Source organism: Chitinophaga dinghuensis, from assembly GCF_003259435.1.
Taxonomy (GTDB): Bacteria; Bacteroidota; Bacteroidia; order Chitinophagales; family Chitinophagaceae; genus Chitinophaga; species Chitinophaga dinghuensis.
Map to the genome: position 1 here is coordinate 397,670 of NZ_QLMA01000002.1, position 19,507 is coordinate 417,176.

At 45.7% G+C, this 19,507-nt stretch carries 19 protein-coding genes; 11 read left to right on the top strand and 8 right to left on the bottom strand.

Annotated features, from left to right (window positions below; all coding sequences use genetic code 11):
- The first annotated feature begins 45 nt into the window (after positions 1-45).
- The 7 genes from CLV59_RS06895 to CLV59_RS06925 all read left to right on the top strand — a co-directional run bounded on the left by CLV59_RS06895 (position 46) and on the right by CLV59_RS06925 (position 4,225).
- Positions 46-546, top strand: coding sequence for a GNAT family N-acetyltransferase (locus CLV59_RS06895; RefSeq protein ID WP_111591283.1), 501 nt, complete (start codon positions 46-48; stop codon positions 544-546).
- Between the two features lie 111 nt (positions 547-657).
- Complete coding sequence (locus CLV59_RS06900) at positions 658-1,170, top strand: RNA polymerase sigma factor (RefSeq protein WP_111591284.1); 513 nt, start codon at positions 658-660, stop codon at positions 1,168-1,170.
- An 80-nt stretch (positions 1,171-1,250) separates the two neighbouring features.
- Positions 1,251-1,658 (top strand): hypothetical protein, encoded by a 408-nt coding sequence (locus CLV59_RS06905; RefSeq protein ID WP_211323760.1) that lies wholly within the window; start codon positions 1,251-1,253, stop codon positions 1,656-1,658.
- A gap of 81 nt (positions 1,659-1,739) precedes the next feature.
- Complete coding sequence (locus tag CLV59_RS06910) at positions 1,740-2,216, top strand: hypothetical protein (RefSeq protein WP_111591286.1); 477 nt, start codon at positions 1,740-1,742, stop codon at positions 2,214-2,216.
- 123 nt (positions 2,217-2,339) lie between these two features.
- Positions 2,340-2,834 carry a lipocalin family protein gene (locus tag CLV59_RS06915; protein ID WP_111591287.1) on the top strand — a complete coding sequence of 165 codons (495 nt, stop codon included), beginning with the start codon at positions 2,340-2,342 and terminating at the stop codon, positions 2,832-2,834.
- An 88-nt stretch (positions 2,835-2,922) separates the two neighbouring features.
- Positions 2,923-3,672, top strand: coding sequence for a metal-dependent hydrolase (locus tag CLV59_RS06920; protein WP_111591288.1), 750 nt, complete (start codon positions 2,923-2,925; stop codon positions 3,670-3,672).
- Positions 3,673-3,709: 37 nt separating this feature from the next.
- A complete protein-coding gene (locus CLV59_RS06925; protein ID WP_111591289.1) occupies positions 3,710-4,225 on the top strand; it encodes a GNAT family N-acetyltransferase in 516 nt (171 codons plus the stop codon).
- Here the strand turns inward: CLV59_RS06925 and CLV59_RS06930 are convergent, their stop codons facing one another.
- The 4 genes from CLV59_RS06930 to ispG all read right to left on the bottom strand — a co-directional run bounded on the left by CLV59_RS06930 (position 4,226) and on the right by ispG (position 8,074).
- Positions 4,226-5,119, bottom strand: a complete 894-nt coding sequence (locus tag CLV59_RS06930; protein WP_111591290.1) for a LysR family transcriptional regulator — start codon at positions 5,117-5,119, stop codon at positions 4,226-4,228.
- Positions 5,120-5,145: 26 nt separating this feature from the next.
- Entirely contained in the window at positions 5,146-5,565 is a 420-nt protein-coding gene (locus CLV59_RS06935; protein ID WP_111591291.1) for a DsrE family protein, read from the bottom strand.
- A 56-nt stretch (positions 5,566-5,621) separates the two neighbouring features.
- Complete coding sequence (locus tag CLV59_RS06940; protein ID WP_111591292.1) at positions 5,622-6,023, bottom strand: hypothetical protein; 402 nt, start codon at positions 6,021-6,023, stop codon at positions 5,622-5,624.
- Positions 6,024-6,106: 83 nt separating this feature from the next.
- Entirely contained in the window at positions 6,107-8,074 is a 1,968-nt protein-coding gene (gene ispG / locus CLV59_RS06945; protein WP_111591293.1) for a (E)-4-hydroxy-3-methylbut-2-enyl-diphosphate synthase, read from the bottom strand.
- Positions 8,075-8,204: 130 nt separating this feature from the next.
- Here ispG and CLV59_RS06950 point away from each other — a divergent pair, with 130 nt between their 5' ends.
- From CLV59_RS06950 to CLV59_RS06965, 4 genes are all read left to right on the top strand, one after another.
- Entirely contained in the window at positions 8,205-9,065 is an 861-nt protein-coding gene (locus tag CLV59_RS06950) for a helix-turn-helix domain-containing protein (RefSeq protein WP_111591294.1), read from the top strand.
- A gap of 102 nt (positions 9,066-9,167) precedes the next feature.
- Positions 9,168-10,583 carry a TolC family protein gene (locus tag CLV59_RS06955; RefSeq protein ID WP_111591295.1) on the top strand — a complete coding sequence of 472 codons (1,416 nt, stop codon included), beginning with the start codon at positions 9,168-9,170 and terminating at the stop codon, positions 10,581-10,583.
- 33 nt (positions 10,584-10,616) lie between these two features.
- Positions 10,617-13,862 (top strand): efflux RND transporter permease subunit, encoded by a 3,246-nt coding sequence (locus CLV59_RS06960; RefSeq protein ID WP_111591296.1) that lies wholly within the window; start codon positions 10,617-10,619, stop codon positions 13,860-13,862.
- A gap of 27 nt (positions 13,863-13,889) precedes the next feature.
- Positions 13,890-15,014 (top strand): efflux RND transporter periplasmic adaptor subunit, encoded by a 1,125-nt coding sequence (locus tag CLV59_RS06965; RefSeq protein WP_111591297.1) that lies wholly within the window; start codon positions 13,890-13,892, stop codon positions 15,012-15,014.
- 198 nt (positions 15,015-15,212) lie between these two features.
- Here the strand turns inward: CLV59_RS06965 and CLV59_RS06970 are convergent, their stop codons facing one another.
- The 4 genes from CLV59_RS06970 to kbl all read right to left on the bottom strand — a co-directional run bounded on the left by CLV59_RS06970 (position 15,213) and on the right by kbl (position 19,365).
- Entirely contained in the window at positions 15,213-16,046 is an 834-nt protein-coding gene (locus CLV59_RS06970; protein ID WP_111591298.1) for a tetratricopeptide repeat protein, read from the bottom strand.
- A gap of 14 nt (positions 16,047-16,060) precedes the next feature.
- A complete protein-coding gene (locus CLV59_RS06975) occupies positions 16,061-17,086 on the bottom strand; it encodes a VWA domain-containing protein (RefSeq protein WP_111591299.1) in 1,026 nt (341 codons plus the stop codon).
- Between the two features lie 184 nt (positions 17,087-17,270).
- Complete coding sequence (gene blaOXA / locus CLV59_RS06980; protein ID WP_245950823.1) at positions 17,271-18,077, bottom strand: class D beta-lactamase; 807 nt, start codon at positions 18,075-18,077, stop codon at positions 17,271-17,273.
- Positions 18,078-18,177: 100 nt separating this feature from the next.
- Positions 18,178-19,365 carry a glycine C-acetyltransferase gene (gene kbl, locus CLV59_RS06985; protein WP_111591300.1) on the bottom strand — a complete coding sequence of 396 codons (1,188 nt, stop codon included), beginning with the start codon at positions 19,363-19,365 and terminating at the stop codon, positions 18,178-18,180.
- Between the last annotated feature and the right edge of the window lie 142 nt (positions 19,366-19,507).

Genomic DNA, 19,507 nt, shown 5'->3' on the forward strand with positions numbered 1-19,507 from the left:
TTGCAACAATTTGTAATTGGAAATTGTTCCCACATACTAACGTGCATGGATATATCAGAATTCAGAGAAGGGCAGCTACAAGATGCGTCTGCGGTGGCAGCGCTGTTACTGAGAAGTTATGAACAATATCGACAGGATCTGGATGCGGAACATTGGCGGACTCTTAGTGGGAAGATCGGAGATGAAGCCTATATCCGTGATCTGATGGGTTATAGTTGTATGTTGGTATTTGAGGAGAATAAGACCATTCATGGAGTGGTGTTTCTCGTTCCTTCAGGCAATCCTACGGATATTTATCCTGCATCCTGGAGTTATATCCGTTTGCTGGGTGTAGATCCGTTGGTGCGTGGGCGTGGTATTGGGTTGCGACTGATGGAAATGGCGATAGAGAAGGCACGGGAAGGGGGAGAAGAAGTTTTGGGATTACATACTAGTACTATAATGCTAGCTGCGAGAAGAATGTATGAGCAAATTGGCTTCCAGGTGGTGAAGGAGCTGGAACCCTTGCTGGGAGTGGAGTACTGGTTATATCGGATGAATTTATAAAGTTGTCCATTCTAGTTTATGATGTGAATAAATTTAGGTGATACGGGCTGAACTATTTTCGTTTGAAATGTTTAATTTTAGCAACTTAAAACTTGGCATACACTACAACGCTTGCGGAGAGACCTGGCACATATAGGTGAACAAGCACTGATTGATCGGCTGTTGGCTGGAGATCCTGTCGCAAAAGAGTTGCTCTATGATCGATATGCAGGAGCGCTTTACGGGGTAGCGATTCAGCTGGTACCTGTCAGAAGCAGGGCCGACGACGTGATTGTCCGGGTTTTCACCTGGGCCATCCAACATATCGGAAGTTACCGGACATCCGGATTTCAAACACTATTCTCCTGGTTATTACGGAAAACGCGGGAATTTGCAATTAAAGAGGCCATCCCTGAAAACACACTGGCTGGCACCGAGCTCGTGAAGAATGAAGAAGGAGTTTTAAAAAGATTTTACGTATGCTTGCCTACATCCGAACAGCAGGTGTTCCGATTGTGTTATCTTAAAGGATTATCCATCACAACAATAGCCCGAATGATGGGAACATCAGAAGGGCAAGTAAATGAAATACTGAAAGTGGCGATGATAGCTTTCAGAAAATTCTTGTCTGACAATTGGAACTGAAAACGTACATAGAAAGCGGGATCATTGAATCCTATGTCTTAGGGCTCATCTCCGACGTTGAGGCGGAGGAATTTCAGCTCATGAGAAAACTTTATCCGGAACTGGATACAGAAGTCGAAGTCGTTGAGCGCCGTATTGAAAAAGCGGCTTTTGATGAGGCCGTCTTACCGCCAGTTCAGATAAAGGAAAGGGTATTGCAATCATTTCGCTGGGAAGCCGGCGGTGGTGGCTTCGCCGGAGAGGTTCCTCCAAACTATACTTTCATCAACATCCAGCCAAAAGACAATGACCAGATCATGGTGCATAAATATTGGCGGATCTTCTTCATTTTCATTGTCTTATTAGCTAAAATTTTACTGTTCTTCAGCATATTCTATTTCCTCAAATACGCCCAGATAAAGGACCAGCGAACTGGCTTCAATATCCAACATCATTCTATTCAACACGTCGAACCTCACGCATCCACTGAAAATATTTTTCTCAGTTGAGAATCCGGTGCTCATTCAGATATCGTAAATATTAATAATTAGTATATTTTCGTGGTAGCTTGACACCTTATTGCTGTAAAGTTGAATATCAAGACCTACATAGAAAGTGGCATCATCGAAAAGTATGTTCTTGGACTGGCAACGCCGGAACAAGAAGCCGAATTTCATTATCTCCGTGAGATTTATCCTATGCTCAACGTTGAAATGGAAATGGTGGAGCTACGCCTGGAAAATCTCCTCTTCGAAGAAGCCGTACTCCCTCCAGATCATTTAAAAGATCGTGTATTGGATCGTATAGGTCGCGATCAACCCAAATGGCAAGAAAGAGTTTATTCTAACGGCAACGGCCACACGAATAAAGAGCCAGAATACATCTCCATAAAACCAGGCTGGAACAGACAAATTACTGTCAGCATATGGTGGCGTTGTGCCTTTATAGCCATGGTCGTACTCACTATGGCACTGTTAGCTTCTACCTGGTATCTGCATAATCAGGTGGAACATCTCCAGGATGTACTCATCCGCAACAACTTTACTCCACATCCCATCTCCCGCTAAGAAAGATCGATTTGGTACGTTTATTGTAAATGCTGAACTTGCCAACGATTTCAACCCGTTAAACCTTACCGGTTACTAATTGTTGATATCAAAGAGCATTTAAAATTATCAAATACACTTTCCATGAAACATTTATCATTTGCTGCTGTACTGCTCGCAATGATCGCTATCTTCGGATCATCATGCGCCCCTAAACAAGGTGTTACCACCACCATTAACAAGGCTTCTGTAAAAGGAACCTGGGTGCTCACCGATGTCAAATATGAAGGTATTCCAAACAATGCCAAAGTAACCGTATTTGATCAGGCGGAAGCGAAATGCTTTGTTGGTAGCCAATGGATTCTCCCAGATAACGCTGCAATGGGTTCTTATACCCTGAATTCAAGCGAGAATGGTTGTGCACCTGCTTCTCAGAAAATCGTGTGGTCCCTCTATAAAAGCAGTACCGGTACTACACAATTCCAGTTCAAATATCTTTATGCCGGCGAAAAAGCGAAAAACATCACTGATGGCTATCGCGTAGACGTTCTCGGCGCTGGTAGCACCATGACCTGGAGAGCGAATGTAAACTTCGAAGGCAAAACCGCTGCGATCATTTACACACTGCAACGCCAGTAAGCTATAAATCTTATTTCGTATAGCCGTTCCGATTACCCCGGAACGGCTTTTTTTATTATATTCGGATATAAAGCAAAACCGGATATTTATGAGCACGCAGCACACCAAAATCCAGCTTCTGGCACATGCGAGTTTTAAACTAACCACACCAGAAGGAAGAATCATACTGATTGACCCATGGTACACCGATAATCCCTACCTCCCAGCAGATCTTGCCGTTCCCGAGAAAGTTGATCTCATCCTGCTCACACACGGCCACGACGATCATCTGGACAAAAAGATCATCGAGTATATCCGGAACAATTCTCCCAAAGTAATTGCCTGTCCGGGTGTAAGAGCATATCTGCTCAACAACAGCGTGCCTTCGCATGTGTTTGAACCCATGAACACTGGCGGCACCGTTTCTCTGCTGGATGTAAGAATAACCATGACGAATGCTTTTCATCCCGCCCATATTACCCAACCAGATGGTAAATTAGGGTACCTCCATAATCCTGTCGGGTTTATCATATGGCTCAGTGATGATATCTCCGTATACTATTCCGGCGATACCTCCGTATTCGGAGATATGGCACTGATAGGCGAAATTTATGAGCCGGACATTGCCATTCTACCGATTGGCGACCGTTTCACCATGGGCCCCCTGGAAGCCGCATTTGCCACGCGTCTCCTTAAAGTAAACCATGTCATACCATGTCATTACGGTACTGTACCTTCACTAACGGGAACGCCTGAACGCCTGAAAGAGCTGACCCAGGATCTCGGACATCTCGAAATACACGTGCTGAAAGCAGGAGAAGTACTGGATACTTCCACACTGAAGCTGAAACAATGGTAGCCCCATAAAGCTGCTATCATCCTAAAATACCAACTATATGTTACCCCTGAAAACAGAGCGACTACTGGTGTACCCGTGTCGGCTGCCGTTGCTTACCCGCCTGTATCTGGGACAAGCGCCTGTTGCCGATGACCTGGATGTATATATACCCTCAGGATGGCCACCGGAAGAGATGAAGGAGATATTGCCTTACTTTATTGAAATGCTACAACATGATCCAAAATCATTCCCCTGGCTCATGTGGCTGATTGTTTCTGAAAAAGATAAAACACTGATAGGAAATGTTGGATTTAAAGGTCGGCCAGACAAAGACGGCCAGGCAGAACTGAGCTATTACCTATTACCACCTTACCGGGGAAGAGGATATATGAAAGAAGCTGCCACTGCCCTTATTGACTGGGCCTTTTCAAATTCGCCCGTGAGAAGAATTGTAGCGGAATGCGATACCATTAATATCGCTTCACTGCGCGTATTGCAGAAGATAGGAATGAAATTGGGATATAAGTCCGGGGACATGCTCTACTGGCACCTTCCCCGGCCTCAACAAAGTTGATTATTCTGTGACCTGTTGCTTTGTAAAACGGATAAATAACTGCGCGAGCTTATCCTGTTGCCCCTGTAAATAGGTAAAATGCAGCTTCCTTACCAATTTGAAATTCTTCACCGGCAGAATAACAAATTCGCCCGCTTCCAATTCCCGTTGTACAGCATGCAAGGAAATAAATGCAGCACAAGGAGCATGATGCAGATAGGACTTAATACTCTCTGTACTACCCATATACATCGCTATATTCAGATCAGTGATCTTCAATTTAAGGCGTTTCAGCTCCTCCGTAATCACTTCCAGCGTACCAGAGCCATGCTCCCGCATCAACAAAGGAATACTCTTCAACTCCTGCGCCGATAACGGTTCTCCATTACCGTAGGAATGCTTGGGATTTCCTACCAGTACAATCTCATCTTTTGCAAACTCTACATACTTCAACTGTGGATTTTTGGAGCTTCCTTCAATAATACCTAGTTGTATGCTTTTTTCAAACAGTGCCTGCTCAATTTGTTCTGTATTACCACTGGTAAGAGATGTTTTCACATCCGGATATCGCTGGTTGAATTTGGCCAGCAGGGGAGGAATCAGGTACTGCGCAATGGTGCTGCTGGCGCCAATTGGCAGCATGCCTCCCTGTGTATGTTTCAACTGGTTAATATCATATTCCAGATTGCGGTAGTCCGTAAAGATGATTTCAGTATGATGCATGACCAGCTGACCGGCCCTGGTGAGCTTAATACGGTTGCCGATGCGCTCAAAGACAGCCATTCCTAGTTGTTGCTCCAATTCGTGGATATGCTTGGTAACGGCCGGTTGGGAGATGTAAAGCTCTTCAGCTGCCTTGGTAAAACTCAGGCGCTTGGCTACGGTATGAAATACTTTGAGTCTGAAATCGAACATGCACTAAAAATAAGTAAAATCCGCTATTATGGATGAACATAGGACCAACCTTCGGCCTGCCTGATAATCAGTTCGCCATTTCCACTGGGCGTATAGCTGATGAAAGGAAAGAGATCTTCCTTTACAATGTTGCGCTCCCGGAGTGTATTCTCACATTCTACTAACAATACGCCTCTGGTTTTCAGATCTTGCAGTAATTCTTCGTAAGGATGGTCTTTACGGAATGCAGCTACGCCATTGCCGTGGGCAACGAGTTCGATGGTTACTTTCTTCTGCAAACGAGGATCTTCCAGTGCATTTTTGATGTTGCGGAGTGTAGCGCGGATTACTTTATCATCGTCACTGTTAAGCTGGTAAATCGCTTTATAACGGGTTTTCTGCTGGGCAGTGGCATAGTGGGCAGTGATAGTCATCACAGCTGCCAGTATCAGGATCAGTTTTTTCATGCAGACAAAAATAAAAAAACAAACGGGCCGCTATAGCGACCCGTTTGTTTTTTTATTTAAGATTTCTTTTTTCCTGCATTAGGATTATTTGCTTTGTAGCGCATATCCGGAGTACCATTCTTTTTCAGAGGTCCGGCAGCTTTTGCTGGTGCTGCAGTAGCATTGTCTTTGTAACGTTTGTCAGGAGTGCCATCTTTTTTCAGATGCTCGCCTGTGGTAGTGGCTGTAGTCTTAGCTTCGGTTTTAGCGGCTTTAGCTTCAGTCTTAGCGGCTTTAGCGTCAGATTTGGCTTCAGTTTTAGCAGATTTTGCTTCAGTTTTAGCCTGTTCAGTTTTAGCTTTTGCATGCTCAGTCTTCGCTTTGGCTTCTTTTTTTACCGGGGCAGTTGCAGGTGCTTGGGCAGAGGCAACGGCTATACCTAGAAACATAGCCAGAATGCCTGTGAGGAATTGTTTCATAAGAATGAATGTTTCCTAAAAAATAAGAAATTTTTCAATTCCCTCCATTTTTTTAACAAATCTTAACGCCTTTTAAGCAAGATTTAATTTTTCTCCACCCACATGCCATTATCCCGGATAAGATTGATGAGCTCGTCTACGGCAACATCACTGTTGAGCCCGCGTTTCACAATCTCTTTTCCTCTGTACAGCGTGATTTTTCCAACGCCGCTGCCTACATATCCGAAGTCGGCATCTGCCATTTCTCCCGGACCATTTACAATACATCCCATAATGGCGATTTTCACGCCTTTTAAGTGATGGGTGACTGCACGAATGCGGGCAGTCGTCTCCTGTAAATCAAACAACGTACGACCACAAGATGGACAGGAAATATATTCTGTCTTGGAGATGCGGGTACGTGTGGCTTGAAGGATACCAAAGGCGATATTATTGAGTGTGCCGCGCTGAGCCGCTTCGTCCTGTGGATTAGATAACCAGAGGCCATCTCCAAACCCATCCAGTAATAAGGCGCCGGCTTCAGTAGCATGGTGAATCAGGTGCTCATCTGCACTTGCCTGATGACTGATACTATGGATGATTACAGGAATGGTGATGTTTTTTTCCAGCAGTACAGTGAAGAATCTGCGCACATTCGCCATAGCGGAAGGCCCGCTGGCTACAGCACAGAATACGGTAGAAGCAGAGAAATGCTTGTCTGCTGCCAGTTCCAGTAAACTTTCAATGGCTGGAGTGTCGAGATCGTCGCAGTTGACAGACACGAAGTTCTCTTTACCTGTTTGTCCGTCCTTGAATGCGGTCACATAAGCGGCCGTATCGAAGTAGGGCAGTACATTTTGTTTGTCGGCTAAGGCATTCCATTTATCGCTGTTCAGGATCACGCGAAGCGTACCTGGCAGACCAAATGACGGAACCGTATTACCTGTGTAAATATAATCTGCTGCTGCATCTGCAATGTTCCATTTGTCGGTTGGTTCATCGTAATGATAACCGATGGCCTGCAGATCTGTAGGCTGTAAGTTGCTGGCAGCGCTGAAATCAGCTACTACTACCGGTACATGTTTACTGCCGATATTTTCTACCTGTTCCGTTTCTCTGCGTTTGTAAGTGAAAGGAGAGTAGGGAACCTGGATCAGAGGACGCGTGGTGGCTTCCTTTGTTTCCGGGCGACTGGTATATCTTTTCACGATATCCCGGCATACTGGGAGTTCGAATTCCGGATCTTCAGTGAGGGAAACGCGGATGGTATCGCCCACACCGTCTTCCAGGAGGGTACCGATGCCGATGGCAGATTTGATACGACCATCTTCTCCATCGCCGGCTTCTGTTACGCCCAGGTGCAGTGGATAACAATGACCCAGTTCCTGCTGCATGGTCTGCACAAGGAGACGGTAAGCCTGTACCATTACCTGCGGATTGCTGGCTTTCATACTCAGTACAATATTGCGGTAACGCAGGTCTTCCGCAATACGCAGGAATTCCATAGCGCTCTCTACCATTCCCATAGGCGTGTCTCCATAGCGACTCATAATACGATCGCTGAGAGAACCATGGTTCGTACCAATACGCATGGCAGTTCCATGTTCCTGACAAATTTTTACCAGGGGAGTAAAGCGTTCGCGAATACGGTCAATCTCTTCCTGGTATTCAGCATCCGTGTAATCCAGCGTCTCAAATTTCTTTTTATCTACATAATTCCCTGGATTAATACGTACTTTTTCTACTATACGTGCTGCAATCTCGGCGGCATTAGGAGTAAAATGTATATCTGCGACAAGGGGAGTATGATACCCTTGGCGGCGAAGCTCTTTTTTGATTTCCAACAGGTTTTCCGCTTCTTTTTTACTGGGGGCTGTGATCCTTACCAGCTCAGCTCCTGCTTCGATACAACGAATGGTCTGCGCCACAGTGGCGGCAGTATCCAGCGTGTCGGTGGTGGTCATGGTCTGAATACGGATAGGATGATGGTTTCCTATTATAAGATCCCCCACTTTCACCTCCAGGGTGTCCAGACGTTTGTAGGTAGTTAATGAATTGCAATAAAGTTGCATGCGATTATGTTTTCCTTGCTTCGCAAAGTTAAGAAAGAGGGCTTCAATTTCCCGACACTTAAAGCTACATTAAATTTCCACGAGCGGCACGGGGCCTGGCAAATAATTCCTTTATTTTTGAGGGGAGATTATGTTAGTTAACAAAAGCCCGGATATTCCATATCAGGAACTCCCCTTCACAGGACAGTTCCATATCTTCCCGCTGGGAAGTTTTTCCAACGCGCTTACCCACGAACCGCACCGTCACGACCACTTTCAGATCATTTGGTTCACCAAGGCCGCTGGCAGGCATATGGTGGATTTTGTCTGGTATGAGATGGAAGACAATATGGTATTCCTGCTTAGGCCGGGTCAGGTCCATCAGCTGGATTGCGACCGGGAAGGGACCTCCATCATGTTTACAGAGAAGTTTTATTTCGCCAATAAAAACGATCAAGGTACACTGTACGATTTTACTTACCTGTTCAATAGTTGGCATGGATACGGACCTATACGGCTGGGAACCTGTGTTTCCGAATCACTAGCCTTGCTGTCGCAGCTAATGGAGCGGGAAGTGACGGGAACAGCCTGCAGCCGAAGTGTGATCAAGCATTACCTGAATGCGTTCCTGTTGCTGCTGGAAAGAGAAAAGAAACGTAATGCGGCAGAAACCATGATGCCTTATCAGCATGATGCCAGAGTGGTACAGTTACGCCGGTTGATTGAAGAACATTTCCGTACTGAGCACCAGGTGGGCTTCTACGCCAATACGTTTGCACTCACCCCCAAACGACTAAACGAAATTACCAAGGAATCTACCAGTTGCACCGTGACCGAATTATTGCATGAACGACTGGTCCTGGAAGCAAAACGCAGTCTGGCCTTTAGTCACAAGAGCGTCAAAGAGATATGCTATGAGCTCGGATTCGAGGACCCTGCTTACTTTAGCCGCTTTTTTAAAAATAATACAGGTATCTCTCCACAAGATTTCAGAGACATGATGTTCAAATAGTACAAGTCAATACCCCAATTGTCCAATAAAGATAAAATGGTGTCGCTCTACCTTTGCCATCACTTATTTGCCTTGCTTTTATTGGACGCTATAGATTAATGTATGAACATCTGGAAACCGCTTTTCCTGGTGGCTTTGGCCACAGGAAGCTGTTCTGTAGTTGTGACGGCCCAAACCCAGACCCTCCGCCTACAGGATGCCCTGAAAACAGGGTTGAATAATTATCAGTCGCTTAAAGCTAAAGAGAACTACGCCCGTGCCGCAGTGGAAAATGTGCATACTGTGAAGCGTGAATTCCTCCCGGACCTGAATCTCTCTGCTCAAAACAGCTATGGTACTGTAAATGGCCAAAATGGCCCTATGTGGGGATATAAAGGATGGACCACCGGCGCTTCCGGCCCGGTTCTCCCCAGTCAAAACTGGAATGCCGCCTTCGGTGGATTATACCTCGCCAACATCTCCTGGGATGTAGTCACATTCGGTAGAAGAGTAGCCAAAGTGGAAATGGCGAAACAACAACTGGATAATAGCAATGCTGATCTTGAACAGGAAAAATTCGAACAACAAGTCAGGATTGCTGGCGCATATCTCAACTTACTGGCAGCACAAAGGCTCCGTAAGTCGATGGAATCCAATCTGCAACGCGCACAGGAACTACAACGAATGATTGTTTCCCGCGCTTTGAATGGACTGAATGCCGGTGTAGACAGTTCCATCGCTAATGCAGAAGTATCCAAAGCGAAATTGTCGCTGATTGATGCAGATGCCTACATGCTGCAACAGAGCAACAAACTGGCGGAAATGATGGATGTGACTCCGCAGGACTTCCAGTTGGATACCACGTTCATTTCCAAGATTCCGAATGAAATGTTGCAGCCACAGGAGACGCATGATTCCATCAACATCATGCAGCAACCATTGCTGAAATACTACTCCACCCGCATCCACCTGAGTGAAGCGAATCAACAGTTTATTGCAAAGAATGTGATGCCCCGACTTTCCCTAATGGGCGTTATGCAAACACGCGGGTCAGGATTTAATGCTGACTACAGTGCGGCGAATCTGAATAGCTACAGCAGTGGTTACTGGGATGGCGTCTCTCCAAACCGCAGCAATTATCTGTTGGGCCTTAACCTCTCCTGGACGGTAACAGATCTCTGGCGCACCCATTCGCAGGCGGCTCGTCAGCATTATACAACTGAAGCGCTGAAGAATGAATATACACAGCAACATCATCGGCTGCGTCAACAACTGGTGCTGTCAGAATCACAATTGCTGAATGCTTTTAAGAAGTATAAAGAAGCGCCTGTAGGACTGAAAGCCGCGGCAGATGCGTTCTTGCAAAAGAGCACGCTGTATGAAAATGGGCTGAGTGATATCGCAGACCTCTCACAGGCACTGTATAATATTAATCGTGCTGAAACAGACCGCGATATCGCCTACAATGGCGTATGGCAGGCATTGCTGTATAAAGCTGCTACAATTGGGGATCTCCAGGTTTTCCTGAGTCAGCTCTAATCGCAGGATGGTTTAATCATAACAAGTAATCCAATGAATTTAATCAGAACGGCCCTGCGCAAACCAATTGCTATCATGGTGGTAGTGGCAGGCCTGTTGTTCTTCGGTATAAGCGCAGTGAGGACGATCAAAATTGATATCTTCCCTGACCTGAATCTCCCGGCTATCTATGTTTCCCAACCATATGGTGGTATGTCGCCGCAGCAAATGGAAGGATTCATTGCCACCAACTACTCCAACCTGTTTCTGTATGTTACAGGGGTAAAAGATATTGAAGCCAAAAATATCCAGGGCCTCACCATGATTAAGATCTCTTTCTACGAAGGAACTAACATGGCACAGGCAGCAGCAGAGGTAACGGCAATGGCTAATCGTGCATTCTCCGCAATGCCCTCTGGTACTCAACCTCCGTTTATTATACGCTTCGATGCTTCCACGTTGCCAATCGGACAGCTGGCACTCAGTAGTCCTACCCGTGGCAATAACGAACTACAGGATCTGGCAATGACAGTTGTACGTCCTTCTTTCAGTCGCATCGCCGGATTAACGGCGCCTGCGCCTTTCGGAGGAAACTCTCGTACAATCGTTATTCACGTAGATCCGGCGTTGATGCGTAGTCATAATCTGACGCCCGATCAGATTGTGGCTGCTGTAAAAGATAATAACCAGATTTCTCCTGCCGGTAACGTGCGTATCGGCGATATTACCTATCTCACGCCGGCCAATACAGTAATTCGGACAGTAAAAGAGTTTGAAAATATTCCCCTGGTGGCTGGCAGCGGTCCTACCATCTTTGTAAGAGATGTGGCCAAAGTAGAAGATGCCGCCGATATCACCTCCAGTTATGCCGTAATTAATGGTAAACGCTCGGTGTATCTGCCTGTCATCAAAACTGCGGATGCCAGTACATGGACAGTGGTGAATAACCTGAAGAAAGCCTTGCCTGGCATACAAAAGCTGCTACCGGAAGATGTGAAGGTATCTTTCGTATTTGACCAAAGTGTATACGTGGTAAATGCGGTGAAAAGTCTGATCAGCGAGGGCGTCATCGGCGCAATACTGACGGCACTCATGGTACTGTTGTTCCTGGGAGATCGCAGAAGCGCTTACATCGTTATCATTACCATTCCGGTTTCTGTGATAACAGGCGTTATGTTCCTCAAGCTGGCCGGCCAAACCATCAATATCATGACCCTTTCCGGATTGGCGTTAGCGATTGGTATTTTGGTTGACGAGTCTACTGTTACCATTGAAAATATTCACCAGCATCTGGAGATGGGTAAAACCAAGGCACAGGCCATCTGGCATGCTTGTCAGGAAATTGCGTTTCCTAAATTGCTGATATTACTGTGTATCCTGGCAGTGTTTGTACCCTCCTTTACCATGACCGGCGTACCAAGAGCAATGTTTCTGCCGTTGTCGCTGGCCATCGGATTTTCTATGATTGCTTCTTACCTCTTATCGCAGACAATGGTGCCGGTATTGGCAAACTGGATGCTGAAGGCAGAGAAATTCCAGCATCATGGCGGACATCATCATGTATACAGCAACGAAACGCATAAATCTGCCGGTTATATAGAAACTGAACTGGCCGATGAAAAACAACACCCACAAACGCTTTCCAGGTTTGATAAGTTCAAACTGCGTTTTATGGGATTGCTGGAAACGTTGATGAAACGTCGGAAGCTGGTCATTGCTACTTACTTCCTTGGAATAATAGGAATAGTGGTGCTTTGTATGAGTATTATAGGTCGTGACATATTACCTAAACTGAATAACGGACAATTTCAATTAAGGCTCAAAGAGCCTACCGGTACCCGCCTCGAAAGAACGGAAACCATGCTTCTCAAATCAACGGACATCCTGAAAGATATAGTGGGAGCGAAGAACATCGATATCACTTCCTCTTTCATTGGTATGCATCCGTCTTCCTATTCAACTAACCCGATTTACCTGTTTATGGCCGGCCCTAATGAAGCCGTATTACAGGTAAATCTGAAGGAAGATTTCAAGATCAACCTGGATCAGTTGAAGGAAAAACTACGTAAACGTATACACGCAGAAATGCCGGAAGTTACCATGACATTCGAACCAATAGACCTGACGGATAAAGTGATGAGTCAGGGCGCCAGTACGCCGATAGAAGTGGCGGTCATGGGTAAGAATCTGAAGGATAGCAGGCCGTTCGCGGAGAAAATACTGGCAGAGATGAAGAAGATCCCATATCTGCGGGATGTGCATCTGAATCAGGCCCTGGATTATCCTGCTATTCGTATTAATATAGACAGAGAAAGGGCGGCACAACTGGGCGTATCTGTAGGGGAGATATCAAGGTCGCTGACAGCAGCTACTTCTTCCAGCCGCTTTACAGAGAAAAACGTATGGTTGGATGAAAAGAATGCCACGTCCTATTTTGTGCAGGTGGCGGTGCCGGAGAATGAGATGGCTGCCATCAGCGATCTGGAGGCTATTCCATTGAGTAAGGACAGGGCGCGGCCTTCTCTGGGAGATGTGGCCAGCCTTGTGCCGGATACCGTGATTGGTCAGTATGACAGGGTTGGAGCCGTGCGTATATTATCTATCGGTGCGAATATTAATAAACAGGATTTAGGAAGTGCAGCAAGGGCAGTGGAAGACGCGATTCACCGCGTAGGAGAGCCTCCGCGAGGCATAACTGTGGAGAAACGCGGATTGATGAATCTCCTCAATGATACTTTGGATAGTTTGCAGTCTGGGTTACTGGTAGCCATCATCGTGATACTTTTGTTGCTGGCGGCTAATTTCCAATCATTCCGGGTGGCATTTGTTTCGCTGGCTACAGTGCCAGCCGTATTGGCGGGTTCATTAATCATGCTGCTGATAACCGGTTCCACCTTGAATCTGCAATCGTACATGGGAATAATTATGTCTGTCGGCGTATCCGTGTCTAACGCTATTCTACTAATTACTAACGCGGAAAAATTGCGTCTGGAGAATGGCGATGCCCGAAGATCAGCGCTGGAGGGTACTTCCATCAGGCTACGGCCGATTCTAATGACCAGTATAGCGATGGCAGTGGGTATGATTCCGATGGCTTCAGGCCTAGGTGAGGCCGGCGACCAGACCGCTCCGCTGGGAAGGGCAGTAATTGGCGGGTTGATTGCCAGTACCATAGCCTCTTTATTAATACTGCCGCTGGTATTCTCCTGGGCACAACAGAAAACGTCTATCAAATCTGTTTCCCTGGATCCGGAAGATGAAAACAGCCAGCATTATGTACCTGGACCCAAATACGTATAACCATCACGCATAAACGACCATAACATCATGACTATAAAAAATATCAGACCTTCATACGCTACACTTGCCACAGTTGCATTATTGCCGCTGGGGTTACTCTGGGCCAGCTGTCATAGCATCAAAGCAGAGGATAATGAAGAGGCAGCGCATAATAATGTAGTACAGGTAAAAGTGCTGCAATTGCAGAAAAGCCAACTGGAAGCGCAGTTGAAACTTCCAGGAGAAGTAAAGCCGTACCAGTTTGCAGATCTCTATGCCAAAGTAAATAGCTATGTGAAAGTAGTAAATGTGGATATGGGCAGCCAGGTCAGTGCCGGACAGGTATTGGCTACTCTGGATGCGCCTGAAATGAATACGCAATTGCTGGAAGCGCAGTCCAGACTACATACCAAGGAGGCGATGTTTCGTGCCAGTAAGGCCACTTACAACCGCTTGTTGAAAACCAGTCGCGTACCCGGAACCATTTCCCCCAATGACCTGGATATGGCTTTCGAGAAAATGAGTGCCGACAGCGCGGAGCTGTTGTCTGCCAGATCTTCCTTCCAGGAAGTGCAACAAATGCTGGGCTACCTGGTAATACGTGCACCTTTCAGCGGTATTATCAGTCAGCGTAATATTCACCCGGGAACTTATGTAGGACCTGCGGGGAAAGGGTCAGATAAACCGTTGTTCCGATTGGAAGAACAGAAAAAACTACGTTTAGCCGTGGCCGTTCCTGAAATATATACAGACGATATCCGTCATGCATCTTCCGTGAAGTTTACTGTGAAATCTTTACCTGGAGATACTTTCAACGCGCAGGTAAATCGTATAGCCGGAAGTCTGGATACGCGTTTGCGTTCCGAGCAGCTGGAAATGGACATTAATAACAGCGATGGTAAACTGTTGCCGGGCATGTATGCAGAAGTGAATGTGCCGTTACCAGGGAAGAAGGATGTATATGTAGTGCCTAAAGGAGCTATCGTCAGCAATTCAGAAAAAGTATTCATTATAAAATCTGTGAATAGCAAAGCAGTATGGGTTCCCGTTCAGAGAGGAAACGAATCAAATGGAAAAGTAGAAATATTCGGTAGTTTATCGGACAATGATATCATTGTTCAGAACGCAACAGATGAGATTAAAGAGGGAACTGTACTGCAATCAGTGAAATAGATAGGTGCAAACGGGCATTTGAGGAGGATATCCAGCCTGATTAATGACAAGAGTGATGACCTGGAGTTAATCGGCAGAATAGATAACGGATAAGTATAAAGAGCAGCTGAGGGCTGGTATCTTCACTCATATGTAAAAACAGCGATGCCGTCTCTAATCAGTAGAGACGGCATCGCTGTTTTATTTTGAAGATGATTGTTACCAGTCTTTTTCTACTGGAACTACCTGTCCTTTCATTTTTTTGTTTTTATCCTGGAGCTCTTTCTCTTTCTGGGAGAGGGCTTGCAGCAGCCTTTCTGCTTCTTGTTTATTCATTTTGCTGGGCTGCGGCTCAGGCTTTTGTTGCTCCTGATCTTTCTTATCCTTGTTCTGATCTTTTTGATCTTTGTTCTGGTCTTTGTTCTGGTCTTTGTTCTGCTGATCCTTATTTTGCTTGTCTTTATCCTTATCCTTGTCTTTATCTTTATCCTTGTCTTTGTTGTCCTTGTTATCTTTATTCTTATCCTTGTTTTTATCCTTGTTGTCTTTATTCTTGTCTTTGTTATTGTCTTTATCTTTTCCGCCTCCGCCGCCTTGTTGTTTTTTCAGCATGGCTTGGGCGTATGCGAGGTTATAGCGGGCATCTTCGTCTTTAGGATTAAGTTTCAAGGCTTGTTTGTAAGACTTGATACTTTCCTCCCACTTTTTGCCCTCCATAAAAGTGTTTCCGATATTATAGTCTGCGTCAAATTTGGTATCGGATTTATCCGCTAGTTTGAGACTGTTGGCGTATTGGGTACGGGCTTCGTCATAGCGTTTCTGCTGGTAGAGCGAGTTGCCGAGGTTATAGTTACCAATGGCTGACTGGGCATTCTGTTCCAGCGCTTTTTTGTAGTTGGCTTCCGCATCAGCGTACTGCTGCTTGTTGTACAGTTCATTTCCTTTGCGGATATACTTATTGCCGGAGCTTTCTTTTTGCTGAGCAGAAGCAAAGAGCCCTGTCAGCACAAGTGCCGCGACAATCAAACTATATTTTATCAGCTGTATCTTCATGATTCGTTTCAATATTAAGCTACTGATGAAGGAAGTTCGGTGCGTTTGGTACGACGTACTTCCGGGATAAAAAATTCAATCAGCAGGAGTGCAAGGGCTACTCCCAGGAAATACTGGAAGTAACTGTTATAGTCAGTAAAAATGTTCTCTCCGAATTCTTTCTGTTCCATGCCATCGATCTTTGTTACGAGAGAGTTCACCACATCATCTGTATTATTGTCCAGGTGTTCGTAGATACCATGTCCTGAGTAGGCGATGCTTTTCAGCTCTGTTTCATTGAGCTTGGAGATCACTGTATTTCCTTCCCGGTCTTTTTTGTATCCGCCGTTTTCTGGGTCGGGGAGTGGAGAGCCGGTAGGAGAGCCGATTCCGATGGTATTAACCACCACGCCATTTTCGAAGGCAGCTTTTGTTTTTGAAGCGGCGGTTTCGTCATGGTCTTCCCCATCGGAGATGAGAATGAGCGCTTTATGTTTGCGTTCCTTTTTATTGAAAGCATCGTCGGCTGTTTCTATGGCTTGTCCGATGGCGGTTCCCTGTGTAGGAATCATATCGGGGTTTACGGTGCTCAGGTACATTTTGGCGGCGGAATAGTCGATGGTAAGCGGCATTTGTAGGTAAGCATTACCAGCAAATACTACTAATCCGATACGATCGTTTTCCAGCTTGTCCATTAGTTTGGCAATCAGCTGTTTAGCGCGAGTAAGCCTGTCTGGCTGTACATCTGTGGCCAGCATACTTTTGCTCACATCCAGCGCGATGATTACGTCTACGCCTTTACGGGTGATCTTCTCCATGCGGCTCCCTTTCTGCAGGTTGGCCAGGCCAACTACGCCGAAGAAAAAGGCTAAGAAAATCAGTAAGAATTTGAGAATAAACAGTTTACGTGAGTATCCGGTAAATAGTTTTTCGACCAGGGCGGGATCTCCCATACGCTTGATGGACCTGCGTTTCCACCAGGACACAGCAAGGAAAGCCAGTTGTAGTACCAGCAGCAGTGTCAGGCCCCATAAATACTCAGTATGTTGAAATCGTAACATATGCTATTTTAAGATATTCGTTACCGGTAGTAAACCAGGTAAGAACTCAAAAATAATTTTTTTGTAACGTATTGCAAGAGTTGAGGGCAGGGTTTAGGTATTTTTTAACGGAGTTGACTAAAAAAGAAAACGCCGCGATAGGCGGCGTTTTGCTATAATATTTTTTAGGGAGATGAAAGTCGCCTTACATTTCGCCTTTAAAGTAACCTGCGTCGGTCAGTATATTGCGGAGGATATCCATTCTCGCTTTTATCAGGTCCAGCTTTGGGTCCTCTGTTTCGAAATTGAGGACAAAGAAGGAAGGGTGTCTGTTTTCTTCGATATATCCTACTACCCAGGCAATATTTTTCTTACCCACTACGCCCCAGCCGGTTTTGTAGCTCAGTTCATATTTAGGCGTTTTCTCCATCACCATTACATCTCTAACGGATTTCATAGCTGTTTTGGAGAAAGGCAGCTGATCGAAGTATAGTTTTTTCACAAATCCCAGTTCCTCATCCGGAGAGATCTGGAGGGTATTATCCAGCCAGAAAGTATCTATACGACTGATTTTCATATTACCATACTTCACAGAATCCAGCCACATCTGCATCTGATCTTTTCCAATACGGCGGGCCACTTCCTGGTAATATGGAACGGCAGACAGTTTGAAAGCCTGTTGCATGCTCAGGTCCTGGTTCCATCCCGGAACTTCACGGGTAACGCCATCCCATGGAATGACCATACCGGTATCTTTGATAACGCCGGTTGTCAGACCCACGAGCGAGTTAAAGATTTTGAAGGTGGAAGCGGGGAGGAAACGTTCTTTTGCGCGGTCGAGGTTATACACCTTGAATACTCCCTGGCTATTGTTAAACAACATGAAGGTACCTTCTACCTTATATTGGCTAAAATACTTTTCCCAGCCTTTTTCTTCTTTAACGTTATTTGGCGCACAGGCTGTCAGTGAAATCATGACCACTGCCAGTACCCAGCCGAGTTGTTTCATCATGTCTTTGTGATTTGGTGCTGCAAAAGTAAGTATAAAGCCGAATGGCACAAAGTGTATGCGCACCTTGTGCCATTCGGCCATTATTTATTAAGGAGCTGAATTATTTGATAACGCCCAGTTCTTTACCCACTTTGGTGAAGGCGGCAATCGCTTTATCCAGGTGTTCCTGTTCATGGGCAGCGCTCAGCTGAACACGGATACGCGCCTGTTCTTTTGGAACTACCGGGAAGAAGAAACCAATTACATAGATGCCTTCCTGGAGAAGTTTATCGGCAAATTGCTGGCTAAGTACCGCATCGTACAGCATTACAGGAACGATAGGGTGATCGCCAGGTTTGATGTCGAAACCTGCTTCCGTCATTTTAGTACGGAAGTATTTGGTGTTGTATTCCAGTTTATCACGCAGCTCGGTAGTTTCGCTCAACATATCCAGTACGGCGATAGAAGCGCCTACGATGCTTGGAGCTACTGAGTTGGAGAACAGATAAGGGCGGCTGCGCTGACGCAGAATGTCGATTACCTCTTTAGGACCGCTGGTAAAACCGCCGGATGCGCCACCCAGTGCTTTACCCAAAGTACCAGTGATAATATCTACACGACCCATTACGCCGCGGTACTCGTGGGTACCACGACCTGTTTTACCCAGGAAGCCGGAGGAATGGCTTTCGTCAGACATTACAATTGCATCATATTTATCTGCCAGTTCACAGATTTTATCCAGCTGGGCGATAGTACCATCCATGCTGAAAGAGCCATCTGTAACGATAATGCGGCTGCGGCAGTCTTTAGCTTCCTGGAGTTTGGCCTCCAGATCGGCCATGTTATTATGTTCGTAACGGAAACGCTGTGCCTTGCAAAGACGTACCCCGTCGATAATGGAAGCATGGTTGAGGGCATCGGAGATGATGGCATCCTGTTCGTTGAACAGCGGCTCAAATACGCCACCATTAGCATCGAATGCTGCTACGTAAAGGATGGTGTCTTCCGTTCCCAGGAATTTGGAGATCTTTTGTTCCAGTTCCCTGTGAATATCCTGAGTACCGCAGATGAAACGAACACTACTCATGCCATATCCATGGGTATCAATCGCATCTTTGGCCGCTTTAATCACCTTTGGATGAGAGGACAGCCCCAGGTAGTTATTGGCACAAAAGTTAATTACAGTATTGCCACCTACCTGTATCTCAGCACCTTGTTCAGAAGTAATAATTCGCTCTCTTTTATACAGACCGGCCTTGTTAATTTCGTCCAGTTCTTCCCGCAAACGGGCAGTAAACTTGGTATTCATACTTTAGTTATCAGATTTAAATCTTGTAATTAATTGTTGCGATGTTAAAAATATTACGATTATCAATCGATTAGCGCACAACAGGAGTTTCAGGTAAAAAGTTTGACCCAGGTGTAACATTTAGTTACTGGTCTCCGTCATA